The sequence below is a fragment of the Tritonibacter mobilis F1926 genome, assembly GCF_000376545.2.
In the GTDB taxonomy this organism is placed as follows: Bacteria; Pseudomonadota; Alphaproteobacteria; order Rhodobacterales; family Rhodobacteraceae; genus Epibacterium; species Epibacterium mobile.
This window is the reverse complement of record NZ_CP015231.1, coordinates 277,501-301,212: the sequence shown is the minus strand read 5'-3', so window position 1 is coordinate 301,212 and position 23,712 is coordinate 277,501. Positions and strand designations below refer to the sequence as shown.

The 23,712-nt window shown below is 56.5% G+C and carries 24 protein-coding genes and 1 pseudogene (1 of these 25 only partly in view); 13 read left to right on the top strand and 12 right to left on the bottom strand.

Annotated elements, in window-relative coordinates:
• Positions 1–55: 55 nt before the first annotated feature.
• The 6 genes from K529_RS16910 to K529_RS16885 all read right to left on the bottom strand — a co-directional run bounded on the left by K529_RS16910 (position 56) and on the right by K529_RS16885 (position 8,595).
• Positions 56–1,375: an MFS transporter gene (locus tag K529_RS16910; RefSeq protein WP_005615899.1), complete on the bottom strand. Its 1,320-nt coding sequence runs from the start codon at positions 1,373–1,375 to the stop codon at positions 56–58.
• Positions 1,376–1,531: 156 nt separating this feature from the next.
• Entirely contained in the window at positions 1,532–4,642 is a 3,111-nt protein-coding gene (locus K529_RS16905; protein ID WP_005615903.1) for a multidrug efflux RND transporter permease subunit, read from the bottom strand.
• A gap of 2 nt (positions 4,643–4,644) precedes the next feature.
• The gene (locus K529_RS16900; protein WP_005615906.1) at positions 4,645–5,835 is read right to left on the bottom strand and encodes an efflux RND transporter periplasmic adaptor subunit; all 1,191 of its coding nucleotides are present in this window, start codon (positions 5,833–5,835) and stop codon (positions 4,645–4,647) included.
• A gap of 193 nt (positions 5,836–6,028) precedes the next feature.
• Positions 6,029–7,261 carry a tyrosine-type recombinase/integrase gene (locus K529_RS16895; RefSeq protein WP_005615909.1) on the bottom strand — a complete coding sequence of 411 codons (1,233 nt, stop codon included), beginning with the start codon at positions 7,259–7,261 and terminating at the stop codon, positions 6,029–6,031.
• Positions 7,248–7,514 carry a helix-turn-helix transcriptional regulator gene (locus K529_RS16890; RefSeq protein WP_005615912.1) on the bottom strand — a complete coding sequence of 89 codons (267 nt, stop codon included), beginning with the start codon at positions 7,512–7,514 and terminating at the stop codon, positions 7,248–7,250. The genes K529_RS16895 and K529_RS16890 overlap by 14 nt, the downstream gene beginning before the upstream one ends.
• Positions 7,515–7,596: 82 nt before the next feature.
• Entirely contained in the window at positions 7,597–8,595 is a 999-nt protein-coding gene (locus K529_RS16885; protein WP_005615915.1) for a hypothetical protein, read from the bottom strand.
• Positions 8,596–8,813: 218 nt separating this feature from the next.
• Here K529_RS16885 and istA point away from each other — a divergent pair.
• The 3 genes and pseudogenes from istA to K529_RS16870 all read left to right on the top strand — a co-directional run bounded on the left by istA (position 8,814) and on the right by K529_RS16870 (position 12,297).
• Positions 8,814–10,460 (top strand): annotated as a pseudogene (gene istA, locus K529_RS16880) (IS21 family transposase).
• Positions 10,450–11,241, top strand: coding sequence for an IS21-like element helper ATPase IstB (gene istB / locus K529_RS16875; RefSeq protein WP_065317492.1), 792 nt, complete (start codon positions 10,450–10,452; stop codon positions 11,239–11,241). The pseudogene istA and the gene istB overlap by 11 nt, the downstream one beginning before the upstream one ends.
• Before the next feature lie 126 nt (positions 11,242–11,367).
• Entirely contained in the window at positions 11,368–12,297 is a 930-nt protein-coding gene (locus K529_RS16870) for a hypothetical protein (RefSeq protein ID WP_005631526.1), read from the top strand.
• 235 nt (positions 12,298–12,532) lie between these two features.
• Here the strand turns inward: K529_RS16870 and K529_RS16865 are convergent, their stop codons facing one another.
• Both K529_RS16865 and K529_RS16860 read right to left on the bottom strand, forming a co-directional pair.
• Positions 12,533–12,847: a hypothetical protein gene (locus K529_RS16865; RefSeq protein ID WP_005631524.1), complete on the bottom strand. Its 315-nt coding sequence runs from the start codon at positions 12,845–12,847 to the stop codon at positions 12,533–12,535.
• Between the two features lie 200 nt (positions 12,848–13,047).
• Positions 13,048–13,284: a hypothetical protein gene (locus K529_RS16860; protein WP_005631523.1), complete on the bottom strand. Its 237-nt coding sequence runs from the start codon at positions 13,282–13,284 to the stop codon at positions 13,048–13,050.
• A 149-nt stretch (positions 13,285–13,433) separates the two neighbouring features.
• On the opposite strand from K529_RS16860, the gene K529_RS16855 reads away from it, so the two are divergent.
• Complete coding sequence (locus K529_RS16855; RefSeq protein ID WP_005631521.1) at positions 13,434–14,168, top strand: Crp/Fnr family transcriptional regulator; 735 nt, start codon at positions 13,434–13,436, stop codon at positions 14,166–14,168.
• A 58-nt stretch (positions 14,169–14,226) separates the two neighbouring features.
• Here the strand turns inward: K529_RS16855 and K529_RS16850 are convergent, their stop codons facing one another.
• From K529_RS16850 to K529_RS16840, 3 genes are all read right to left on the bottom strand, one after another.
• Entirely contained in the window at positions 14,227–14,415 is a 189-nt protein-coding gene (locus K529_RS16850) for a hypothetical protein (protein WP_005631519.1), read from the bottom strand.
• Between the two features lie 215 nt (positions 14,416–14,630).
• Entirely contained in the window at positions 14,631–15,044 is a 414-nt protein-coding gene (locus K529_RS16845; RefSeq protein WP_227511907.1) for a hypothetical protein, read from the bottom strand.
• Positions 15,041–15,466, bottom strand: coding sequence for a hypothetical protein (locus tag K529_RS16840; protein ID WP_005631513.1), 426 nt, complete (start codon positions 15,464–15,466; stop codon positions 15,041–15,043). Before K529_RS16840 ends, K529_RS16845 begins: the two co-directional genes overlap by 4 nt.
• Positions 15,467–15,563: 97 nt before the next feature.
• Here K529_RS16840 and K529_RS23610 point away from each other — a divergent pair, with 97 nt between their 5' ends.
• The 8 genes from K529_RS23610 to hflC all read left to right on the top strand — a co-directional run bounded on the left by K529_RS23610 (position 15,564) and on the right by hflC (position 19,922).
• Positions 15,564–15,779, top strand: a complete 216-nt coding sequence (locus K529_RS23610; protein WP_162472891.1) for a hypothetical protein — start codon at positions 15,564–15,566, stop codon at positions 15,777–15,779.
• Complete coding sequence (locus tag K529_RS16835) at positions 15,739–16,053, top strand: hypothetical protein (protein ID WP_040642904.1); 315 nt, start codon at positions 15,739–15,741, stop codon at positions 16,051–16,053. The genes K529_RS23610 and K529_RS16835 overlap by 41 nt, the downstream gene beginning before the upstream one ends.
• Positions 16,050–16,436, top strand: a complete 387-nt coding sequence (locus K529_RS16830; protein WP_005631493.1) for a hypothetical protein — start codon at positions 16,050–16,052, stop codon at positions 16,434–16,436. Before K529_RS16835 ends, K529_RS16830 begins: the two co-directional genes overlap by 4 nt.
• An 8-nt stretch (positions 16,437–16,444) precedes the next feature.
• A complete protein-coding gene (locus K529_RS16825) occupies positions 16,445–16,906 on the top strand; it encodes a hypothetical protein (protein ID WP_005631488.1) in 462 nt (153 codons plus the stop codon).
• 194 nt (positions 16,907–17,100) lie between these two features.
• Positions 17,101–17,289: a hypothetical protein gene (locus K529_RS16820; RefSeq protein WP_040642903.1), complete on the top strand. Its 189-nt coding sequence runs from the start codon at positions 17,101–17,103 to the stop codon at positions 17,287–17,289.
• The gene (locus K529_RS16815; protein ID WP_227512364.1) at positions 17,286–17,723 is read left to right on the top strand and encodes a hypothetical protein; all 438 of its coding nucleotides are present in this window, start codon (positions 17,286–17,288) and stop codon (positions 17,721–17,723) included. The genes K529_RS16820 and K529_RS16815 overlap by 4 nt, the downstream gene beginning before the upstream one ends.
• A 145-nt stretch (positions 17,724–17,868) precedes the next feature.
• Positions 17,869–18,936: an FtsH protease activity modulator HflK gene (gene hflK, locus K529_RS16810; RefSeq protein ID WP_005631479.1), complete on the top strand. Its 1,068-nt coding sequence runs from the start codon at positions 17,869–17,871 to the stop codon at positions 18,934–18,936.
• Positions 18,933–19,922, top strand: a complete 990-nt coding sequence (gene hflC / locus K529_RS16805) for a protease modulator HflC (protein WP_005631478.1) — start codon at positions 18,933–18,935, stop codon at positions 19,920–19,922. Before hflK ends, hflC begins: the two co-directional genes overlap by 4 nt.
• A gap of 192 nt (positions 19,923–20,114) precedes the next feature.
• Here hflC and K529_RS16800 read toward each other — a convergent pair whose 3' ends face one another.
• Positions 20,115–20,741, bottom strand: a complete 627-nt coding sequence (locus tag K529_RS16800) for a hypothetical protein (RefSeq protein WP_005631477.1) — start codon at positions 20,739–20,741, stop codon at positions 20,115–20,117.
• Between the two features lie 554 nt (positions 20,742–21,295).
• Between K529_RS16800 and K529_RS16795 the strand changes: the two genes are divergently transcribed.
• Positions 21,296–23,712, top strand: the 5' portion of a protein-coding gene (locus K529_RS16795; protein WP_040642902.1) for a 2Fe-2S iron-sulfur cluster-binding protein. Its footprint extends 796 nt past the window's final position; 2,417 of the gene's 3,213 nt are visible here — the first part of the coding sequence; its start codon is at positions 21,296–21,298; its stop codon lies off the right edge, out of view.

Genomic DNA, 23,712 nt, shown 5'->3' with positions numbered 1-23,712 from the left:
CATTTATGAGAGATAATCCCGTGATTGGCAATCTGGGCGGCACCCGCATTCCATCTCAGAACCGGATATCCCAACGCGGGTGCATATCGTCAATGATCAGTGGATGGCTGTGCTGGCGTTGCCCGTTCAGATGCGGGTGATCCAGCGGGAGGTTGTCATGCCTGTGTTCAATCTCTTCCACGTCCTGTGCTGGCCATAGGCGGAGTGCAGCTATGATGCTGAACAGGGCCAACGCAATGAGGACAATAAGCGTCGGTACGGTTCCGTAGGTTGTCATCAGAAACCCTGCCAGCGGATATGTGATGAGCCAGCAAGCATGAGACAGCGCGAACTGAGCCGCAAAGAGTGCTGGACGATCCTCGGGGTGGGCGGATTGTTTGAGCAAGCGCCCAGACGGGGTCAGGGCTGCGGAAAATCCAAAACCGACCAGAAACCAAACCAGCAACAACAGTGGCCAAGACAGGCCAAACATCGCGATCACCGCTGCCAGTGCGGCGAGTGCGAGCGTCATAATCATCGCACCAGCGATCATCACCGGGCGGTTCGGCAGTCTTTCCAACAGCCGGGGCAGGGCAAGGGCCACAACCATGCTGCCTGCACCAAAGGCAAACATAGCCCACGCAAGGTCGCTTTCTCCAAGCCCTAGCTGGCTGCGCACCAAGACCACAGAATTTACCAGCACCATGGAGCCGCAACTGGAGACTGCAAGGCACAGGGCAAGTAATCCGCGCAGGCGTGGCGTTGCGAGATAGATGCGAATACCGCGTGTGGTGCGATCATAGATGCCCCGGCGTGCGGTCGGGCGTGGAGAGGGCAAAGCCACGCTGATCACGAGTAGCGCAGAGACAATGAAACCAGCGGCGGTGGCGACAAAGAGCGTGTTATAACTCAGTATGATTAGCAGGAGCGCCGCAATCATCGGCGACAGAATGTTTTCAAGATCATAGGCCAGCCGCGAGAGTGACAGCGCGCGGGTGTAACGCTCTTCTTCTGGGAGCACCTCTGGGATTGTGGCCTGAAACGTCGGTGTGAAGGCTGCAGAGGCAGCCTGCAGGAAAAAAATCAGAACATAGATTTGCCCCGCACTGGTGGCGAAGGGCAGGCAAATCGCGCAGCTGGCCCGCACAAGATCCAGCGCAACCAACATCTTACGCCGACTGACCCGTTCTGCTACTGCGCCCGCAAGTGGGCTGATCGAGACATAGGCCACCATCTTGATGGTGAATATTGTCCCAAGCACCATGGCGGCACTGTCCTGCGCCAGATCGTAAGCCGTAAGCCCCAAGGCAACAGTGGCCAGTCCGGTGCCAAGGAGAGCCACCAGCTGTGCAAGAAACAGATGGCGATAGGTGCGATCTTTTAAAACGTCCAGCATAACCAAGCCCGCGATTGATCGAAGGTGGCCAACGGCTCTGCACTTCGACATTTAGTGGTGTGGTTTGGACTATGGCAGAGGCGCGACAAGAGCCGCAAACAGTTTGCGCCCCAAGGTGTAAGGATGTGGCGCGCCCGGTTGAGCGCGCCACATCGGTCAGGTTTGCGCGGCTCTATCGCCCGAGAGTTTTCGCGTGACACGCATGATCAGGACATAAAAGGCAGGAACCATGAAAATCCCGAGGAAGGTCGAGGCCAACATCCCACCAATGACACCAATCCCGATGGCGTTTTGCGAGGCCGCCCCGGCCCCTGTCGCAATCGCGAGCGGCAGCACGCCGAGGATGAAGGTCAGCGCAGTCATCAGGATCGGGCGTAAGCGCAGACGTGCGGCCTCAATCGCGGCTTCTGCGATGCGCATACCGTCACGGCGCAGGTCTTCGGCAAATTCGACGATCAAAATGGCGTTGCGCGCGGCGAGGCCGATGGTCGTCAGCATGCCCACTTTGAAATAGACATCATTGGACTGCCCAAAGATCCACGCGGAAAACAGCGCGCCAAGAATGCCAACCGGCACCGCCAGCATCACGGCAAGCGGGATCGACCAGCTCTCATAGAGCGCGGCCAGAGCCAAGAAGACCACCAGTGCAGAGATTGCATAAAGGATTGGTGCCTGATCGCCGGACTGGCGTTCCTGATAGCTCAGACCAGTCCAAGCGGCGGCATATCCCCCGTCAAGTTCCGCCACCAGCGCCTCCATTTCCTCCATCGCGCTGCCGGAGCTGTAGCCGACGCCGGGAGAGCCGGAAATCTCCAATGCAGAGGTGCCGCCATAACGCTCTAGCGTGGGTGCGACCGGTTCCCACGAGGTCGACATGAAGGCAGAGAAGGGCACCATTTCACCGGAAGCGTTGCGGGCATACCAGTCGAATACATCTTCGGTCTGCATCCGATGTGCGGCGTCGCCCTGTACGATAACCGGACGCAGCGCCGCACCCAGTTCAAAATCGTTCACCTCAAGGCCCGCAAAAATCACCGAGAGCATGCCGTTCACGTCAGAGAGGGTGAGGCCGAAGCTCTCGGCTTTGGCGCGGTCAATTGTGATCTTCACCGCGCTGTCTTTTTCCGTGCCATTGGCGCTGAGGTTGGTCACGCGTTCGCTATTTGTGGCGTTTGCAACAAGTTGTTCGGCTGCAGCCTGCAGGGCCTCTGAACCGGCCCCCGACTGGTCCACCAGATACATCTCAAAGCCGCCGCTATTGCCGAGCCCGCGGATTGCCGGGGGTTGCAGCACAAAAATCTGCCCGTCGCGCAGCTGACTGAACGCAATGTTGGCGCGTTGCGCCACCTGCGCAGCAGTCAGATCGGCGCGCCCACTGCGTTCATCAAAGCTTTTGAGTTTTACAAACACCAGTGCCCGGTTCTGGCCGCTGCCCGAAAAGCCAAACCCCAGCGCGGCAAAGGTGCTCTCGACTCCGTCATCGGCAAGGAAGAACTGTTCAAGTTTCTCAACCGTGGCCGTAGTCTGGGCGGTGGTTGCGCCCTCTGGCAGGGTGACGATGGTGATCAACACACCCTGATCCTCGGTCGGGATGAACGAGGTGGTGAGGCGGTTATTGACCATATAGGCACCGATCAAAACGGCGACCAACGCAAGTGGCATCAAAAACGGCAGCCGCAGCGTGCCCTTCACGCCTGTGCCGTAACCGGTGATGGCGCGGGCAACGAGCGCATTGAACCAGCGAAACGGCGCAAAACGCGGCTGCCCTGTTTTGGGTTTCAGCAGGCGAGCCGACATAGGCGGCGACAGAATAATCGCAACACAAAGCGACAGCGTCATGGCGGTCACCATCGTGACGGAGAACTGCCGGTAGATGACGCCGGTGGAGCCGCCAAAGAATGCCATTGGCAGGAAAACCGCTGCCAGTACCACGTTGATGCCGAGCAATGCCGAGGTGATCTGCCCCATGCTCTTGCGAGTCGCTTCCAATGCCGTGAGGCCCTCGTCTTCCATCAAGCGTTCGACGTTTTCGACCACGACGATGGCGTCATCGACCAAAAGCCCAATCGCGAGCACCATGGCAAACATGGTGAGCGTGTTGATGGAAAAACCACCAAGCTGCAGCACGGCAAAGGTTCCCAACAAGACAACCGGCACTGCAATCAGTGGGATCAGTGTGGCGCGCCAGCTTTGCAAAAACAGCAGCAAAACCAGAAAGACCAGTACCACGGCCTCGATCAGGGTGTGGTAGACCTGCTCAATCGACAGCTCCACAAAGGGGGAGGTGTCATAGGCGATTTCAAACCTGACACCATCGGGCAGCGATGGCGCAAGCCGGTCGAGCGTCGCACGCACCGCAGCGGCTGTGTCGACCGCATTGGCCCCGGTTGCGAGGTTAACGCCAAAGCCCGTAGCGTTCTGGCCCGAAAAGCGCGAGTCACCGCCATAGCTTTCTTGGCCGATTTCCACCCGCGCCACATCAGCCAGCCGCACCGCGCCGCCGTCCTCGTCGGATTTCAGCAGGATCTGCTCGAATTCATCGACGGTGGTCATCTGGCTCTGGGCGGTGATGGTGGCGTTGAATTGTTGCCCCGCAAGCGTCGGCTGGCTGCCCAGTGAGCCGACAGAGACGGTGGTGTTTTGCTCCTCGACCGCACCAACAACATCCTGCGGTGTCAATTGGAACCGGGCCAGCGCAATTGGATCGAGCCAGATCCGCATGGCATAGCCTGAGCCAAAGATGCTGACGCCGCCGACACCTTCGGTGCGCTGGATCGGCCCCTCGACCTGTTCTGACAGGATATTGCCCAATTGAACGGTAGAATATCGGCTGTCATCCGCAACGATGGCCCCGACGAGCAAGATCGACGATGAGGAACGCGACACGGTCACACCCCGGCTGCGCACGGCCGTAGGCAGCTGGCTCTCAACTTGTGAGACCTTGGTTTGCACCTCGTTTTGCGCGTCGATTGGCTCGACGCTTTCGTCAAAGGTGATCTGGATGGAACTTGACCCTTCGGAAGAGCGCGCGGTCATGTAGATCATCCCGTCGAGCCCCGTCATCGCATCCTCGATGACACGGGTGACGGAATTTTCGACCGCCTCGGCAGTGGCCCCGTTGTAGCTGGCCGAAACCCGAACAGTGGTGGGCGCGATGTCCGGGTATTGCGCCACTGGCAGTGTGAAGGCGGACCACGCGCCGATGAGCATCGTCATCAGGGCAAGCACCCAGGCAAAGACCGGGCGCCGGATAAAGAATAGACCCATGATTAGCTCTCGTCGCTGCTGGCATCTTTGGCGTCCGTGACGACGCCATTTTCAGATATTTCCACGCTGACGGGCTGAACGTCGGCTCCATCACGCATGGCCATTAATCCGTCGACGATCAGGGCTTCGCCGGGGATGATGCCCTCGGTGACGATCCACGCGTTTTGATAACTTCCGTGTTCGGTCAGCTCGCGTTGCTCCGCCTTGCCATCAACGGCCACAAAAGCGGTGAGCGTGCCGTCTGCAGCCCGCGACGTGGCCCCTTGGGGCACCATAACGGCGCGTGTCGTGCCAAGCTCGATTTCGACGCGCAGGAATTGCCCTGGCAGAATATGTCGCTCCGGATTGTCAAAACGGATGCGGAACTCAAAACTGCCGGTTGTGGTGGAGACGCGGGTGCCGGGCGATTCAAGTGTGCCCTTTTGGTCGTATTGGACGCCGTTCTCCAGCGTGAGCGTCAGATCCAGCCCTTCGCCCCGTTGCAGTGTGCCACCTTCCATCAACGCGCGAACCTCTGCGAGGCGTTTACTGGATTCTTCAACATCGATGTAGATCGGATCGAGACGGGTCACCGTGGTGAGCGCATCAGCCTGATTAGCTGTGACCACGGCCCCAACGGAGACTTCGGGAACCGCGACAATGCCCGTGATCGGGCTGCGGATCTCGGTCCGTTCCAGATTCAATCGAGCCAGTTTGAGTTTTGCGTTTGCCGAACTCAGCTCCGCCTTGTTCTGCAGCACCGTCACGCGGGCGTTTTCCACGTCCTCAATGGTCACGCCTGTTCCTTGCAGGCGCTCATAGCGAGATAATGTGGCCTCGGCTGCGGTGACGGCGGCCTCTGCGCGCGCGACTTCGGCCTCGGCTGCGGCGACATCTACCTCAAAGGTGTCACCTTCAATGCGAAACAGAACATCGCCTTTTTCGACCTTGCGCCCAGCTTCATAGGGTATTTCGCTAATAGTGCCGTCGACGCGCGGGCGGATATTGACCTCTTCATAGGCGATGGCGCGTCCGGGCAGCGTTACCGAGAAAGGCACCTGTGCCTCGCTGAGTGTGATCACCCCAGCCGGTATAGGGCCGCGATCACCGCCGGGCATCGGTTGGGCAGACGCACTCGCGGATAAAGCCAGAGAAATCAGCCCGGCGCTGATCCATTTCAGCGGGGCGTAAATATAAGTAGACGAATAAGCCATGCGTATCCTTGATAGGTCGGGGCGGCGCTGCGCCTGTCAAATGTGTTACGGCTACCATTTAACGTTCTGTCGCTTGTGAAACGCATTTTTTGGATAAAGTCCAGAAAGTCAGACCTTTATCTGCTTCGCCTATCTAGGTGTCGAATTGGTGTAGAACTAGTGTAGTATCAAAGTGTTCTAGGATGGTTCTTTTTCAGCTTCTTGACTGACGCAACTTCACAACATTGTTTGCTGCATCTGACCGCGCCTGAGAGTAGCGGCTCGTGGTCATCACATCTTTGTGCTGAGCGGCATCGCGGAGCATGTAGGGATCTGCGCCCAGGCTCTTTGCTTCTGTGACAGCACCTGCCCGAACATCCATCATTCGGATCTCGCTGGGTAGGCCAGTTCGGTTCCGTAACCGTGACCAAGTTTTCCCCCACGCGTGCACGGTATAGGGCAAGCCTGAACGCGGGTTGATGATAACCGGGCCCACGGCATCTTTGGGTCGCAGCTCTCTCAGTCGAGCTTGGATCTCCGGTGTTCCGGTGAGGTCAAAGATATAGGGCTCAGTGAGGCTCTTCCGGGTTTTTGAGATCAGCTTTTCCATTCGGGTTAGGTCGTTGTCGATCATGTCCCATGTCAGGCCATCCTGCCAGCGGGTGCCATCCAGGACGATTCCCCCTTCCTGTTCGTCAGTCTGCAGCCAGTGGCCGCGCACATCGACAGCACGCAGCGCAAACTCGTATTGGATCATGATACCTAATGCGAAGGCTTTCAGACCTGATGCATCCGCCGCATGGATGATGGTGTAAACCTGTTCACGGGTCGGAGCCACTTGACGCGCTGGACTCATCTGAAATTTCATCGCGCTCAGTGTTTCCGATACTTCACGAGCGGGTTTTATTTGGAGAGCCTTTCCATACTTGGCGATCATACGCAGGGTGCTAAAGAAGCGATGGATGTAGGCAACCGATCGGCCCTTCTGCTTCATTGCGTTCTGTAACTTCTTGATCGACTCGTAAGTCATCGTCGAAATCTTGGTGTGACCGATCACATCCTCCAGCAGGCGAAGGCGTTCTATATATCCCGCTCGGGAATTCGCCTTCACATCATGGATTGGTGAGAATTCATCCGTCTGATACCGAGCGATCAGGTATTTCCATGTCGACGGGTCCACCTTGGGCTTTTCCTGCTCCTCAAACCAACGGAGCATTTCCTTGGTGAGCTCGCGGCAGCGCAGTGCGCGGGCGGGCTGGTGTTCGTCATCCTTGCGGCCCGGCGGATCTAGTTTCACCGGCCCATACGCATAGCCAGCCTTCTTGTATTTGGCTGGCGGGTTCCATTGTGGGTACTGGATTGCTGGGTTCTTCCCCACATTCCATTTGATACCCGGCGCATAGAGTGGGTCTGAACCGTCCCACAGCGCTGGTTTAAATCCTATCAAAATTAAACTCCTCTTCTGGTACCTCAGCTTGTGCCCTATGGATCCTGTCGGGCACTTGACGCCGACGATCTATCCAAGCATCAACGTCAGCTTTTAGATAGGTACCAGTGATCTTGTCGGGCCTTGGGAAACCATCTGTTTCCATCTGCGACCTCTTTTTCTTGAAGGTTTCACGCGAGAGACCACACCGCATAGCAGCCCAAGAAACTGAGCCGAACAAGCTGATCTCGCTGATGGTGTAGTCTTTCGCCATGTCAGGTCTCCTGCTGTGCGTGTACCCTAGTCTTCGGATTCGACCTGGCACCGGCATTGCGGCGTAACGAGATCAAGGGCCATCATGCCGATGACTCCGAGCTAAGTTCGGGTGGCAACCAACTCGCGATTTTATCGAGTGACGCCTGGCTGAGGTTCAAAGCACTTTGGAAATCGCTGTCATTGAACAGCCGGTGTAGGTGATTGACCTTTTCACCCTTTTTCAGCTTGTCGAACGCGAGCGGATCTTCCTCAGCCGATTGATCAGAGACCAAGTCTTTCCAGATTTGCTCAAGGGATCCTTTGTCGATCCGGCTGAAATAGGTAGGCGCATCGGGTGTCCAGATTGACCGGATATCTGGTTTGACCATCGGCGCCAGCAAGGACATGCCAATTGAGTTCATGGTTGGGCCATTGATGGCCCGGATCAGGTGACGCGTCAGGACCGTGTTGCGGTGCTTCTTACCCTTGGCCTGAAAGTCCTTGAAGGAGCTGGCATAGTCGCCCCGTGTTCCACCCAGTTGACTCTGGTTGCTGCCGTCGGTGAGGGCTTCATCGACGGTCCATGCTCCCTCGACCTCTGGTTCGATCTGCGGGTCGGTCAATGTAACGTTGAACAAACCGCTGTGGCAGGCATATCCAAGTTCGAGTTGCCACGCGAAGAGATCCAGCACCAACTCGGTTTTCCCAAGGGTGGCCGTCTGCAGGGCTAAAAGCCGGATCCTCCGGAGATCTTCGACTCCAGCCTGTGTGAGCTTCGGGCGTGGTGCGGACGCCGCGCCACCGGCGGTGTCGGCGCTCCCTTTTGCACCACTGCGTTTTGCGTCCCTGTACGCCCCATCGATCTTCAATCTTCCCGATGTATCGACATGAACAAAGATGCCGCAATCCGCACGGGTCTTTTCGTCCCAGCTGCGTTTGGTCTTTGCCTCCAGCTCTTCCAGACGCTCGAGTTCTGCATCAGTCAGGCCTTCGTCGTACTCTTTGGCTTCAAGTTGGGCTTGCTCGTCTTGGTCTTTCTTTAAGAGGGCGACCTTCTCACCCTGAATATGGTCATAACCCGAATGGGCAGAGTAGGGCACATAGGACTCGGTGCAAATCTCAACCCACTTCCAACCAAACTGGGCCTTGATGCCCTCGGCGATGTCAGTGAGTTTTTGTTGGAAGAGCTGGTCGAGGATGTCGGGTGTTGATTGTCACTGAGAACTGACCCGGTAGCCCCATAAATTGTCACTGAGAATTGACCCATGTGAACACACTGCCCCGACGGTTTTGGTTGGGGGTATTTGGAGTGATCGACATGGGATTTTTAAGTGTCATCCGACGCTGGGCATTGCGTGACAATATGCCAATCAGAGAGATTGCGCGGCGGACGGGTCTGTCTCGCAACACCATAAAGAAGTACCTGCGTGAGGGCGCTGTAGAGCCGAAGTTCAATACGCCCAAGCGCCCGAGCAAGCTGGACCCATATGCAGATAGGTTATCCGCTTGGCTTCTGATCCAGACACGAAAGTCACGCAAAGAACGACACACAGTCAAGCAAATGCATGCTGATCTGGTGAAGCTGGGATATGACGGCTCCTATGAACGCGTTGCGGCTTTTGCGCGGGCCTGGCGTGACGAACGGCACCGCGCTGAGCAGACAACGGGGCGCGGCACCTATGTACCTTTGGTGTTCCAGCCCGGGGAAGCCTTCCAGTTCGACTGGAGCGAAGATTGGGCCAATATCGGCGGTGAACGGGTCAAACTTCAGGTTGCTCATATCAAGCTATCGCACAGCCGAGCGTTTCTGGTTCGGGCTTACCCGCTGCAAACCCATGAGATGCTGTTCGATGCTCATTGGCATGGCTTCCGGGTCTTCGGCGGCGTACCCGGTCGCGGGATTTACGATAGCAAGTCCTTGTTCGCCATTGGTTCAAGAACAATGGACGCGCGAAGACGGCGGTGGACCGCGTCGGCAAAGGCAAGCAGCGCGACATCAATGCACGCTTCAAGGCGATGGCCAGCCACTACGTGTTTGAACCTGAGTTTTGTAACCCTGCGGCGGGTTGGGAAAAAGGCCAGGTTGAGAAGAGTGTGCAGGATGCTCGCAACCGCATGTGGCAGGTCATGCCTGTTTTTGCCGATTTGGAAGAACTGAACCAGTGGCTTGAAGATCGCTGCATCGCTCTGTGGGCGGAGACACCGCACAAGTCCTTGCCGGGGTCCATTACTGACGTTTGGGAAGCTGAGAAGTCCGTTCTTATGGCACTGCCGCCGGCATTCGACGGCTTCATAGAATACAGCAAACGTGTATCGCCCCTCTCGTGACATTGCCTTTGGCAATGCACTGCCGGGCAGTGGACGTGCCTGATCACATTCGAACGCAATCGCTACAGCGTGCCTGCCAGCTTTGCGAACCGTCGGATCAGCTTACACGTGTACCCCGAACGGCTGGTCATCGTCGCTGAGGGGCAAACGGTTTGCGAGCATGCGCGGATTATTGATCGATCCAAACGCAAGCCGGGCAAGGTCATCTATGACTGGCGCCACTATCTTGCGCTCGCCCATTGTCCTCGGACCAATGGCGGACAAGGCCTCGCTCCAACGCAAACCAGGTGCCCTTCGCAATGGCGCGCCGTTTACAGAGATGCCGGATGCCTTCTGCCAGCTGCAGGATCACATGCTGCGCAAAGAGGGCGGAGACCGAGAGATGGTCGATGTCCTGTCATTGGTTCTTCAGCACAATGAGGAAGACATCCTGTGCGCAGTGGAACTGGCGCTGGAAGCGGGTGTGCCAACCAAAATGCATATCCTGAACCTGCTGCATCGATTGATTGATCGCAAACCGACCGACCACCCCGAGGTCGATCCGCCTGAGGTACTCGCATTGCAAACAACGCCAGAAGCAAACGTAGATCGCTATGACGGACTGAGACAGGCCGGGGAGAAGTGCCATGCGTCATGACCCAGCCGGAGCATCCATTGTGATCATGCTGCGAAGTCTCAAGCTCTATGGCATGGCAAATGCGGTCGAAGATTTGGGCGCCCAAGGCGCGCCGGCATTCGAGGCCGCCATTCCAATGCTGTCACAGCTCCTCAAGGCCGAGATCGCGGAACGCGAAGTGCGGTCCATTGCATACCACACGAAGATTGCCCGCTTCCCGGCGTACAAGGATCTCAGCGGCTTCGATTTTACATCGAGTGAGATCAACGAAGCGAAAGTGCGGCAGTTGCACCGCTGCGAGTTTATCGAAGCCGCCGAGAATGTCGTACTGATCGGTGGGCCTGGAACGGGCAAGAGCCACACTGCAACCGCTATCGGCGTTCAAGCGATCGAACATTACCGGCGGAAGGTGCGCTTCTTCTCAACCGTGGAGCTGGTCAATGCACTGGAGCAAGAGAAGGCGCTCGGCAAGGCTGGGAAACTGGCCGAGATGCTGACCAAAGTCGATTTGGTTATCTTGGATGAGCTTGGCTATCTGCCGTTCTGTTCGACCGGCGGAGCACTTCTCTTCCATATGCTCAGCAAGCTGTATGAACGCACCAGCGTCATCATCACAACTAACCTCAGCTTCTCGGAATGGGCGCAAGTCTTCGGCGATGCGAAGATGACAACCGCGCTTCTCGACCGGCTAACGCACCGCTGCCACATTCTGGAAACTGGCAACGACAGCTATCGGTTCAAGGCCAGTTCTGAGGCTGCAAAGAAAACAGGGAAGGAGACCAAAACATTGACCGCGTCATAGACTAAAGCGCATAACTGAGGGTGGGTCAAATCTCGGTGAAAATACCGGGTCAGTTCTCAGTGACAATCAACAACCACTTGACCGATCGGCTTTGCAGCAAGCTAAGCCTGTAGGTTTGCCAAAGCAATGCGGGAAGAAATAGGCCGATTCATCCTTCCGGGATTGGGTGCTGCTTCACGCAACACTCGGAGTCTTCATGAGTGGATTCGAGGTAATCGCTTCTCGAAAGTTGACTTTCAAGGCGGAGAGTGTCGGCTCTACGCCTACTCGGACGATGAGCTCTATGAAGCATTCACGCCAGACTTCCAGAGGTTTGCGTTCTCTAGTTATGAAACCTTCTTAGTGGCTGGATTGGAGAGGGACAAATTTTCCTCTATGGGCTGGCCGCTTCTCAAGCTGTACTATGGTGCCTTTTTTGCTGCCCATGCTGTGACCCGAGCCACGGGGAATGGCCAAGTTAATCTCGGTCAGGATATCGTGAGGTCCGTTAACTCCTTCGTTTCCCTTATCGGAGGCGATGACGAGCTGAAGTCTGGGACCTATGATGCCTCTGTTCGGGAAGACGCTAATGGGGTCTTTTTGAATTTGCGAGCGCCCAATGGTGGAGGTGGGGTTCATGACGGTTTCTGGCGCTATTTCTCGACGTTCTTGGAAAATGCCTCAAGCGATGCGGTCAGTCAGGGGCTGCCGTCATCAGGTGATTTTGTTAGGAAGGCCGCCGCTTTGTCGTCCTGCCTTATCGAAGGCGGCGGTCGTGGGGCTTGGTTTTCTTCAGTTCGGAATGCGATTAACTACCGGCACGAGCTAGAATGTTGGAGACCTTCAACTAAAAAGTCACTTCCCAGACTGATGGCTTTTCCTTCCGCACTCCGCGATACAGATGAATTAGAACTAGCGCTATCGGAGCGCGAAAATGAACTAAAGAGGTTTGCGAGCGTCAGCCAATATCTATGCAGCTTAAATTATGAAATCATCAATCGAGTAATCAATCAGGTGAGCGGAAACACAAATTTCAGTCGCGGCTGGAGATCTTTGCAAGCTGGCATGCAGCCTTGAGCACCTTGAACACTGGACGCTATATTGAATGTCGCTGTTTGAGCCGGGACTTGCTATCTCCCTCGGCGCATTCCAATATCCGTTTTGTGGCTGGTCACGCCATAGGTGGGGGTTGGCGGCGTGGACTTTGCAAAGTCCGGAATTGCGCTTCACAGACATCCGTGCAAGATGCAGCATGAGTTGACACTCCAACAGGAGCGGGCGGAAAGCCGTCATTCGCTGCAACCATAAACGATTAAGACCACTCGGGCAAAAGCAGCCATTCGAATTTGGGTAGTAGCCCAAAGTGAAGCGAAAGTTGAATCTGCTTTCGGATCAACTCGGTCATAGATGCTTTTCGGCCAAGCTGGCGGCGTTGGCTGCGGTTCAATCCCTCAGACTTTGCCAACTCGTCAACCAACATCGCATGCATCTGCGATTTGAACTGCTTCGCTGATACGACTCTTTCATCCTGCCCGAACATCCATCGCCCGTCGTTAGGGAACTTCGCGCCCTTGGCAAGGTCGGTGATGTAGGGAAATGCGTTGGGATCGCATACATCCTTGATCAACTGCCCGCGCTGAACCCGCTCCGGCCTATTTGCCGTATCAGGCTTGGTGATGCACTCAATTATGGTGGCGAACGAGAACCCTATTACGACTTCGCCATGATCCCGAAAGCTCAGAATGTTCGCTGATCATGCTCCGTAGCACCCAAAATAATTATTTTCTGCTTGCCATTAATGCTCCCGCTCGTTGTTGAAGCTTGTCGTCACAAGCGCCGAACAGTGTTGCCGCCAGAAATGATTGCGTTGATCAAATCTGCGACGGCTCGGTGCCTTTGCATTTCGTGTTCAGTCCCGACCGCGTTCTCATGGGTAGCTGCGGCGTCACGCAGTACCCCCATGATTTCGTGCTCCGGCAGCACACCATGATCGTTCATAGCAAGCAGCAACGCCTCGCAGATCGACAGGGCGGCCAGACCTGCGTGCTCGCTCGCCATGGACATGCCGGTGCTCCTTCCAATGAATATGGTCCGATTAACAGAGGGTTCGGATTGAACCGTACATCTGACAGGAAGTTAGCTATGCTGTACTGATCCAGAGCAGCGTGCAGGCCAATTAGTTGCTCTTATATAGCATTACGCCGGGAGGCCTCATGATATCAGAAGAGCACAGCCCCCTGAATCGCAAACTCTCGGCCTTCGTCGCTTTGTCTGAGGCCGAACTTGCCGTGCTCGAGCGACTCCAACAGCGGCGCCGGACATTTGCCGCAGGGCGGGACATGGTGCGTCAGGGTCAATCGGATCAGGCCGCCTACATCCTCTCAAGCGGATGGGTTTGCTCCTACAAGATCCAACCCGATGGAACCCGCCAGATCGTCGACGTCCAGGTGCCGGGTGACTTCATCGGTCTGCGTAGCGTGCTGTTACGCACCTCGGACCATAGCTTCGAGCCGATTGTTCCGATCGAGGCCGCCGAAGTCCTCAAGTCAGATCTTCTAGCAGCCTTTGCGCAGACCCCGCGGCTTGCCACGGCAATTCTATGGGCCGCATCGCGGGACGAGGCGATGGTAGTCGAGCATCTCGTGGGGATCGGCAGGCGCGACGCGGATGCCCGCATGGCACACTTCCTGCTGGAACTGGCATCAAGGTTGGCGCTCGTGGGAATCGGCAGCAAGGAAGGATACGACTGCCCGTTGACTCAATATCACCTTGCGGATGCGCTTGGTCTGAGCGCCATCCACGTCAATCGTGTGTTGCGACAGCTACGCGAAAGTGGTGTGGTGACCTTTCGGGACGGTCATGTGACGTTTCACGACTATGCCGGGTTGGTTGAACTTGCCGAGTTCGATCCGGCATATTTGGATCAGACCGGGCCGCTGCTGAAATAGGAGGGCCGCCCACCTAAGCTCAGCAAGCGGTCCCGGTGTTAAGATCAGACGCTGGACATTATGCGAGTGCTTGGGTCACCGCGTCGAGTTCCTTGTGGGTCTCGGCGTCGTTGCTCGCCGTGTGCGCCTTCTCAGCCGCCTGGTAATGCTTCAGAGCGGCATCCTTCTTCGGACCAGCGGGCGCCTTGTCCCACGTGGCCTTGACGTCTTTCATTTTGTCGGCGATTTTTGTTTGTTCGGGATTCATTGGGATTGTCCTTTCCTAGACGATCCGAGAATAAGAAGCGTGCCAACATGCCGTCCTTTTGGGGCTCAGCGCGCCCACACGCTTCTCAGGTACTCGGAAAAATATGCCCTACCAAATATTCGGCGGGCACATCTCACCTAGCCGATATCAACGCCCCGCCGCACTGACGCAGATTAGTCCAGGGGCGTGCGGCAGTGCGCATGCCTCTGCGCTTTTCAAGTCACCTCAGTTTGCTGGTGGGCAATCCTTAGCCATTTGCCGTTGTCGTTGAGATAGGTCGAGGCGCAGAGCGCCTTGTAGATCGGCACATCGTTTTTTTCAGCCGAGACCCGGTACGTGAGAATCGCGATGTCGTCGCATCGCGTCACGCGCCGTTCGGCCATGACGACGCTACGCCAGCCAGTCTTTTCCCGAAGATGGGTCCAGATCTGGTCACCCTGGAGGATGCCGGGCGGATAGGGGAACACCATGACGGCGTTGGTCGCAGTCGTTGCCAGTGCATTGTCGGCACCACTGGTCCAGAAATGTTCCTCCATGTCCCAGAGAACGCCTTGTTCGCTAGGCGATAGCGTGCCGGATTCATGCGCCGCATGACCCGGCGTCCTCTCGGTCTCAGTTAAGACGGTCATTCGCCTGACCCGGAGCCGCCAACAATAAACATCTGAAACAGTACAACGATAATCGCGAACACTGTCCAGATCGCTCCGCTCGCTCCCGGACGAGCGTCGACGAGCGTCGAGGCAGCTTGCTTCAGAATTGCTGGCGTCGGGCAATCTGGGAGCAGTTGGCTCAAGTCCTGTGCGACTTTGCCGTGATCGCTGGCGAGCGCAGGAACGTCCCGAAATCGGGCGAGCAATGCGCCTAATCGCGCTCGTGCGTCGTCGCGTCCCAGCGTGACCAGTTCAGCGGTTTCCTTCCATGGATCGAGGCCAAGCCGCGCAAGCGTGGAGAGCACAGTCACGGCATAGCCGTTGCGGTCCTCGCCGACGGAGGCATGGAGAAACCGATCGAATTCAGGCGGGTGCGGATTAAGAGCATTGAGGTCGGCCATTGTCATTCCTTTCCTTGGTTGCAAGAACGCAGATCGTCCCTGTTTTCCGAAAGATACGCGCAGGTCGGTCTCGTCGCCCTTACACAGGTCAGTGAGGGTGATAGCCCGTGGGACGGTCGCAGCCGGTTCGGTGCCCGAGGCTAACATGCGTCAGCGCCGGTCGCGCGATCCCGAGGTACAAGGCACTAAGTCGCTCGACTGTTCCGTACCGCTCTCCAAGGTGCCGTCCTCAGTGATGAGCGACGAATTTGCCAACATCGCGGAGACCAGAGATGACCATGCGGTCGACCAAATCGACGGTGACGTTTTCTAACCCGTTCTCATTGTCAGGATACCCGGGTGAGTTACCCGCTGGCGACTACGAAGTTCTCATCGAAGAGGAGCTTCTCCAAGGGCTGAGCTTTGAAGCTTACCGACGGACAGCGACCTACTTGAGGGTGCGCGGCAGGGGGAACCATGCCGGACGTACCGAGTTGCGCACGATTTCCGAAAGCGACCTGCATGAAGCGCTGTACCGGGATCAGGGTACAACTGAGATGGATAACCAAAGCGAGGCGGCGCTTTCTCCGCAGGAGGACTTGAAATGAATACTCCCGAATGGCTCAAACCCGGTATGTATGGTGCCGTGATCGGCGCTGTCTTCGTCGGCGTCGTCGGATTTTCTTGGGGAGGCTGGGTGACCGGCGGCACTGCGCATGACCGGGCGATGGCGATGTCTAGAGACGATGTCGTCGCCTCAATGTTACCGGTATGCCTCGATATGGCGCGGTCAGACCCGGCTCGAGCGGACAAAATGGCAACGATCCGAGCGGCCTCGACCTACCAGCGGCGCGACGCTCTCATGACAGCTGGATGGGCGACGATGCCAGGTACAGATATGCCAAATCGGGATATCGCGCAGGCTTGCCTGGCAGCCCTTGATGTCGACCGTTCGCCGGAGCGCCCGCAAAGCGCGATCGATGAAGGATGACTCGCGCCATGCCGATAGCTTCCCCCGAGACCACCGAACTTGAACGGCGGGTGCTCGCCCAAGAAAAAGTGCTCCAAGCGCTGATCGCATATATGGCTCGCACCGAGCCACGTTTCATCGATCATCTTCGAGAACGGTTTGTGGAGCCGATGAAGATGAAGCAGCACGAGAACGACTACCGAGAAACAGACGACTACGCCGAAGAGTTTATCCGCGCCGTGATGCTTCTGGGAGACGCGCGCGTTCCCACGCCCCAGAAGCTGAAAGTGCCCTACCAACCACTCGTACCGTCGAAGGGCATTAGAGGACGGGGGTCTCACATGGACTGGCCAGCGCGGCGAGGCAGTGTTCAGGTACGCGAAAGAAACGGTGTCTGGGAGGTGAAGGTCGATGGCAAGTTTTACGGTGACTATCACCAAAAGGAACATGCACTTGCAGCTGCAGCCTTACACAAGTTGTCCCTCCGATGACCGGTAGCTTCCGCCCGACAGTTCCACAGGACTTTTCGATCCAGGTCGCTGAAAACGAAGGCATGCCATCGAGACCATATATCGAGGAACACTCACCAACTGTCCTGCGCTCCGGGCGGAAAACGGGAACACTCCGGCTGAGGAAGTCAAAAGCAAGCATGAAACCCGATGGGTCTCGGTTAGGAAAGACTGAGATGATGAAACGCGACAAAATGCTCGCGGGACACCCGTTCACGCGATTGCATGCCAAGCTCGCAATTGTGGCAAGTGTGGTCGCGTCATTCGCCTTCCCAGTATTGGCGCAGGATGTCACCGGTTCGAAGCCCGATAATGCCCTTTTATGCTTGCAGCAGGAAGCCTGCGAACAAAGTCACCCAACATGAAAGAGACTGTACCAATGAAAAGCCCGAAAAGACAGAGCGTTGCAGTCTTCTCCAACCCATTCACGATCCCAGGTTTTAACGAGACGCTGCCAGCGGGAGAATATGGCATTGAAACCGAATTGAGTTCTCCGCCAGACCACCTGCATCCCGAATTGTGGAAGGCGTCGGTCATTGTGAAGCTGCATCAGCGGGAGTCACACCCAGGACTGGCGCGGACCTTGAAGGTGTCTTTGGCCGACCTCGACGAAGCTCGGGCGAAGGACAAAATGACCGGAAAGGAACTGGCCGATTTCTTCCTCGAAGAGATGCTGTCCGACCCTATGGTGCAAATGGTAATGGAAGCCGATGGGGTCTCTGAAAGACAGCTCCGACGTCTTTATTCCAATGTGCGTATGTCCAAAGCAACCTCTGATGCCCCCAAAGACGAAGACTGAATCATAAGATCACAACGCAGGTCTTCGATCTCGAACGCGAAGGGCGAAGGGCGAAGGAACTCCGACAAATCGAACCAAGTCGCAGAAAACACGCCAGAAATCTGGGGCCAAATCGCTGCTTGCGCCAGAGAACAAGGAAAATGATATGGCCGATAACAATAATGGCCCGGAAAATCCGGGACCATGGGAAACCAAACACAAACGCGCCCCTCCAGAAATTGAAGACATTCTGCGCCTGGGACGTGAACGTCTGGGTGGATTGGTGCCCGGCGGGCCGCCACCTCTGATAAGTATCGCGGTGGTGGGTGCGATCGCTTTCGTCGCGGTTTCAGCCTGGTCTTCGCTATATACTGTTCCAAGCGACTCGGTTGCAGTTATCCAGCGGTTTGGAAAATACAACGCTGAAGTTCCGCCCGGACTTCACCTCAAGTTACCATTCGGCATCGACGTCGCGACTTTGGTTTCCGTAAAGCGGCAGCTGAAGCAGGAGTTCGGCTTCACGACGCCCGGTGCAGGTGATCCCTTCCAAAGCCCCGTTGATGGCCGGCGCGAAACAGAGATGGTCACAGGTGATTTAAACGCAGCCCTCGTGGAATGGGTCGTACAATACAGGATCTCTGACCCTTTGAAGTTCCTTTTCGAGGTGCGTGAGCCTGGTGCAACCCTGCGATACGTTTCTGAATCCGTAATGCGCGAGGTTGTTGGTGACCGCACAGTAGATGAAGTCATCACCATCGGCAGACAAGAGATCGAGAGTGAAGCACTGTTAAAAATGCAGGCGCTGACCACGAGATACGCCATGGGTATCAGTATCGACCAAGTACAGCTGAAAAATATCAACCCGCCTGAGCCAGTTCAGGCATCCTTCAATGAAGTCAATCAGGCGCAGCAGGAGAAGGAGCGCCTGATCAACGAGGCGCGCCGTGAATACAACAAAGTGATCCCGCTGGCCGAAGGTGAGAAGGACCAACGCATCCGAGAAGCCGATGGCTATCGTTTGAAACGGATCAACGAAGCCGAAGGCGATGCTGCGCGGTTTACTGCGCTTCTGGCCGAATATTTGAAAGCGCCCGAAGTCACGAAGAGGCGGATATACATAGAAACCCTCCAGGAAGTTTTGCCCGGTATCGGATCGAAGATTATCGTTGACGGTTCAACCGCGAGCATCCTCCCACTTCTAAACCTCGATCGGCAACAGGGGGACCAGCCATGAAGATGATATCGGTAATTATCGCAGGGATATTTGTTGCAGTCGCCGTTACCATCTCGGGGTCAGTATACACGGTCGGCGAAGTCGAACAGGCTGTCATCACGCAATTCGGCAAACCGGTCGGAGAACCGATCACGACTGCCGGACTCAAGATGAAGCTTCCCTTTATTCAAGAGGTTAATAGAATTGACCGCCGGGTTCTAGAGTGGGATGGAAATCCGTCCGACATGCCAACCAAAGATAAACTCTACATATCCGTCGATCTGTTCTCACGCTGGAAAATCACCGACCCGCTACAATATTTTCTACGCCTGCGCGACGAGCGTAGCGCCCAATCGCGGCTTGACGACATTCTCGGCAGCGAGACCCGTAATGCCGTCGCGAAACACGAACTAATCGAAATCATCCGGACAACGAAAGACAGGGAGCCGCTGAGAGACACGCTCTTGACGGATGAGGAACGCGCGCAGAATTTTGGTGCGCTGGTGCCCATCGAAAAAGGACGGGCGTTGGTGGAGCAGGAGATCTTCGCCGCCGCCGCCCGGAAAGTCCGCGTTTTCGGTATCGAGCTTCTGGACATCCGGTTCAAACGTATCAACTATAACGAAAGTGTGCGTCCGAAAATTTATGACCGCATGATTTCCGAGCGCCGGCAGATCGCCGAGCGCTTCCTTTCCGAAGGGAATGGTGAGGCCGCACGCATTCGTGGCAACCGCGTACGGGATCTGAACAAGATACAATCCGAAGCCTATCGCGCCGTGGAAGAAATACGCGGTGAGGCCGATGCCTCGGCAGCAGACATCTATGCAAAGGCATACAACGTCGTCCCAGAGGCCGCCGAATTCTACGCATTCACGCGAACTATACAGGCTTACAAGGACATGATCTCTGGCGGGACGACACTCGTCCTCACCACCGACAGCGATCTCTTCAGGTATCTAAGAGGAATGGAAGCCCTGACGCTGGGTGACGCCACTTCTCCGCAATGAGCTGCTCAGAGGCGAGGTTATGCAACGGGAAGCAGACCGGACCTTCTCATAATTTAAATGGCGGCAGCTAAGTCCCGCTTAGCAGACCTCCGACTATCCGGTTTCGCTGCACGATGTCATGAAGGGCCGCTTAGGGGAAGCTGCGACGTAGCGAGGCCGAACCTCTCGAAGTTCCGGAGTGGGCCGATCACTCTACATTTCTTTAAACAAGTGCTTCTGACGCCCTTGCCGCTTTCCCGGATATGGGTCCCCTTTGGAAAAAGCCAACAATCTAGCTGATATCACTGTTGCCTCTTCCTTCATTGACTCAACTTCCCGAAGGAAAATACCAGCCCTTCGATCAAATACATCCGGCTTAGGGGAACTTACTGTCCTCCGTGAAAACCGTTTTAGGGCTTCCAAGTCAGCATAAAATTCGACAACTTCTTTGCTAAGCAGGTTCCATAGCAATCCAATACGGCCGATACTAGCGTTGTAGATAGGGCTGTCGATATCCGAGAAGTACTTAAGGTCGTGTCTCATCCCCTCAGTCCAATCCGACTCGCCCGCTTCCTCAACCCGTTTATTGATGGAACCAATGTAGCCGGAAACTGCCCGTTCAAAAGTCTTCATCTGGTCACGAAGGGATTTGATTTCGCCTCTGAGTGAGTCACTGAGAATCTTTGCTTGCTCGTCTCTGCTTCGCTCACTGTGCTTTGCATCAAGGTGGTACTTCAGAAGGTTGCCACCCACCGCTCCAACCAAGCCGCCCACCAAAGCGGCGATCAAGGGGACAAAATCCTTAAACTCATATGCCGCTTGTGCTGGCTCGGTCGACATTCACGCGATCCTTTTGCTGTAAGCCTTTCGAAGGCTATTTGGACGGTAGCAAACGTGACTAGCTATCTTCAAGATAGTCCCAATGCGCCATGCGTCGCAAGCCTGCGAGCAGCGAGTAGCTGCACTCCGCTGACATTGACTTAGAGCGCTACGAGTTTCGCCTTCGCCCCTAAGGAAGAATAAATAACCCCGGTCCGCCTGACGCGATCCGGGGGCATTGATTTAGTTCGACACGCTTATGAAATCACAGGTTATTCACAAGATTAACGTTCTGTCGCCCTCTCGGAAAAAATACCAAACATCGGCATGCGGGGCGGTTACTGCCCTCCAACCACAATGCAATGCGATGCACAAGCCGCTGAGGCCAGCGCCAAGCTGATGCGCGCTGCTGCGCCTTTTGCTGCGAAGGGGACGCATGAAATTTGAGCAATGTGCCACTTGGCGGCACATCAAATCTGTTTGTCCTGCATCCAATCCATAAGGCCAGTAGCATCTGACATCTGGCGGGAGATCCCCGCCCGCAGATCGCCATCGCCGTCCTCAGGAGAGCCAGCATGTCCATTCGTTTCTTTTCCTCCCGGCATCGGCCTGTGCATATGGGGCCTTTCCCGCTGGAGCGGTTGAAGCGTTGCGATCATGCGGAACTGAGTGATTTGCCGCCATCGGCGCCGCTCAATTTCCGCCGCCCGCAAAAGCCTGACAGCATCATCAACGCGATGTGCGAATATCAGGCGATGATGGATGCGATCCGTGATGGGCTGGTGAATGGCTCTCGCGGCGAGGTTCCGACCGATCTGCAAGAGCGATCAGATCACATCAAAGCTTTTGGGTACTTTGCGGATGCCTCCATGGTGGGCATCGGTCCGATGAGGGATGAGGCGCGTTTGGCACATCCTTGGCACAACCCGGATATCGACCGTCTGGCCGAGGATCTGAAGACGCGTCAGACCAAGACGCTGGCTTCGGGGATCGACATGATCATGGCGGACCTCAAAGAAGCCATGCAAGCACCACCCACCACGATTGGTGCGCATCGTCATGCGATTGTGTTCCTCTATGAAATGCCGCGTGATCCTCGCCCGGAAGAGGCGGGGTGTGACTGGATCGAGGGCGCGGAGGCGCATCGGGCCTGTTTGCGCAGTGCCGAAACGGCAGTGGTGATTGCCAATTACATCCGTTTGCTTGGCTGGGATGCCAAGGCGCATACTGGAACGTCGTCTGATGTGGATCTAAACCGGCTCGCGGTTGCGGCGGGGTTGGTGCGTATGGAAGACGGCCAGCTTGTTGCGCCCTATTTGGGCACCCGGTTTGGTCTGGCGGCTGTGACCACCGACTTTGAGTTGGCCGAAGATCGCCCCTTGGCGCCGCTGCCCGAACAGCCCGGACAAAACGGGCGCGATTTGCGCTGGTGGATCGGAGCAGGGGCAGAGCGGTCTGCCCTGAACGGTGATCCTTATAAAGACCGCGATTTTCGCGACGGCTCGCACCCTTTTGAGACACTGAAGCGGGTAGAGACGCCCACGACATATATAGATGAGGCGCGGGTGGCCCGTGTGCCCAAACGCGCCGATATGTTTGCCCGTGCCCAGTTCGGCGATATGGGCAAGGGGAACCAAAAGGCCGCGACCGGCGGCTTTTATGTCCGCAAGGCGGCGCCTTCGATGGCGCAGCGGCGAATGCTTGGGGCGTTTGTGCTGTTGCAGGACGGCACGCCTGCCGGCGGGCCTCGTCCGACGGATGCTACGCGCAATGCGGATATGGTGAAAGCGGCGTCCTATTGGTTGGGGATTGATGCGGTCGGGATCAGCCGTTGCCCAGATTGGACATGGTACAGTCACGACGCCACCGGCACACCCATTGTGCCGGATCAGCCGCATGCGATTTCGATGATCGTCGATCAGGGGTTCGACACGACCGAAGGGACCTCAGGCGACGATTGGATCGCGGTTGCGCAATCCATGCGCGCGTATCTGCGGTTCTCGCTGTTGGGGGGCGTGATTGCACGCCAGATCCGCAATCTTGGCTATAAGGCCAAGGCGCACACGGTGATGGATGGCGAGGTTCTGCAACCGCCCTTGTTGTTGCTGTCCGGTCTGGGTGAGGTCTCACGCATTGGCGAGGTGATCCTCAACCCCTTCCTCGGTCCGCGCCTGAAATCCGGTGTGGTGACCACCGACATGCCGATGGCGCATGACAAGCCGATTGACTTCGGCCTGCAATCCTTTTGCGAGTCCTGTAATAAATGTGCGCGCGAATGCCCGTCGGGCGCGATCACTGCGGGTCCGAAGCTGATGTTCAACGGCTACGAGATTTGGAAATCCGACAGCCAGAAATGCACCACCTACCGGATCACCACGCCCGGCGGCGCGATGTGTGGGCGGTGCATGAAGACCTGTCCTTGGAACCTCGAAGGGATCTTTGCGGAAAAGCCCTTCCGCTGGGCGGCGATGAACATTCCCAAGGCTGCCCCCGCACTGGCCCGGCTCGACGATATGCTGGGCCATGGCGAGATGAACCCGACCAAGAAATGGTGGTGGGATCTGGAACTGGAAGAAGACGGCGCCTATCGCCCGACCCGGCATCCGGTGAATGCACGCGATCTGCAAAAGGACCTCAACCTGCGCTACGAGGATCAGACGCTGGCAGTCTACCCGGCCCACCTCGCACCGCACCCCTATCCCTATCCGTTTCCAATGGATCGTGAAGCTGGGATCGAAGCCTATCAGGCTATGATCACCGCCGAGGAATACAAACAACGCAGAGAACGGGGCGAAACCGGTGATTGGGATCACCTCTATACCAATGATGACGAAAGCCCGGTTCTGCAGGTGATCGTCTCAAAGGTCGAAGAGATGGCCGCAGGAGTCACAAAATACGAGTTCCGTGCTGCCGATGGCTCCGATCTGCCGGAGTGGAGTGCCGGTGCACATCTCGATATCGTCGTCGCCCCAGAGTTTCTGCGTCAGTATTC

What these genes read in the sequence shown, in the direction of transcription:
- K529_RS16910 (WP_005615899.1), bottom strand. Translation starts at nt 1,375, where the DNA reads ATGCTGGACGTTTTAAAAGATCGCACCTATCGCCATCTGTTTCTTGCA.
- K529_RS16905 (WP_005615903.1), bottom strand. Translation starts at nt 4,642, where the DNA reads ATGGGTCTATTCTTTATCCGGCGCCCGGTCTTTGCCTGGGTGCTTGCC.
- K529_RS16900 (WP_005615906.1), bottom strand. Translation starts at nt 5,835, where the DNA reads ATGGCTTATTCGTCTACTTATATTTACGCCCCGCTGAAATGGATCAGC.
- K529_RS16890 (WP_005615912.1), bottom strand. Translation starts at nt 7,514, where the DNA reads ATGGCGAAAGACTACACCATCAGCGAGATCAGCTTGTTCGGCTCAGTT.
- istB (WP_065317492.1), top strand. Translation starts at nt 10,450, where the DNA reads ATGCGTCATGACCCAGCCGGAGCATCCATTGTGATCATGCTGCGAAGT.
- K529_RS16870 (WP_005631526.1), top strand. Translation starts at nt 11,368, where the DNA reads ATGCGGGAAGAAATAGGCCGATTCATCCTTCCGGGATTGGGTGCTGCT.
- K529_RS16860 (WP_005631523.1), bottom strand. Translation starts at nt 13,284, where the DNA reads ATGTCCATGGCGAGCGAGCACGCAGGTCTGGCCGCCCTGTCGATCTGC.
- K529_RS16855 (WP_005631521.1), top strand. Translation starts at nt 13,434, where the DNA reads ATGATATCAGAAGAGCACAGCCCCCTGAATCGCAAACTCTCGGCCTTC.
- K529_RS16850 (WP_005631519.1), bottom strand. Translation starts at nt 14,415, where the DNA reads ATGAATCCCGAACAAACAAAAATCGCCGACAAAATGAAAGACGTCAAG.
- K529_RS16845 (WP_227511907.1), bottom strand. Translation starts at nt 15,044, where the DNA reads ATGACCGTCTTAACTGAGACCGAGAGGACGCCGGGTCATGCGGCGCAT.
- K529_RS16840 (WP_005631513.1), bottom strand. Translation starts at nt 15,466, where the DNA reads ATGGCCGACCTCAATGCTCTTAATCCGCACCCGCCTGAATTCGATCGG.
- K529_RS16835 (WP_040642904.1), top strand. Translation starts at nt 15,739, where the DNA reads ATGACCATGCGGTCGACCAAATCGACGGTGACGTTTTCTAACCCGTTC.
- K529_RS16830 (WP_005631493.1), top strand. Translation starts at nt 16,050, where the DNA reads ATGAATACTCCCGAATGGCTCAAACCCGGTATGTATGGTGCCGTGATC.
- K529_RS16825 (WP_005631488.1), top strand. Translation starts at nt 16,445, where the DNA reads ATGCCGATAGCTTCCCCCGAGACCACCGAACTTGAACGGCGGGTGCTC.
- K529_RS16820 (WP_040642903.1), top strand. Translation starts at nt 17,101, where the DNA reads ATGATGAAACGCGACAAAATGCTCGCGGGACACCCGTTCACGCGATTG.
- K529_RS16815 (WP_227512364.1), top strand. Translation starts at nt 17,286, where the DNA reads ATGAAAGAGACTGTACCAATGAAAAGCCCGAAAAGACAGAGCGTTGCA.
- hflK (WP_005631479.1), top strand. Translation starts at nt 17,869, where the DNA reads ATGGCCGATAACAATAATGGCCCGGAAAATCCGGGACCATGGGAAACC.
- hflC (WP_005631478.1), top strand. Translation starts at nt 18,933, where the DNA reads ATGAAGATGATATCGGTAATTATCGCAGGGATATTTGTTGCAGTCGCC.
- K529_RS16800 (WP_005631477.1), bottom strand. Translation starts at nt 20,741, where the DNA reads ATGTCGACCGAGCCAGCACAAGCGGCATATGAGTTTAAGGATTTTGTC.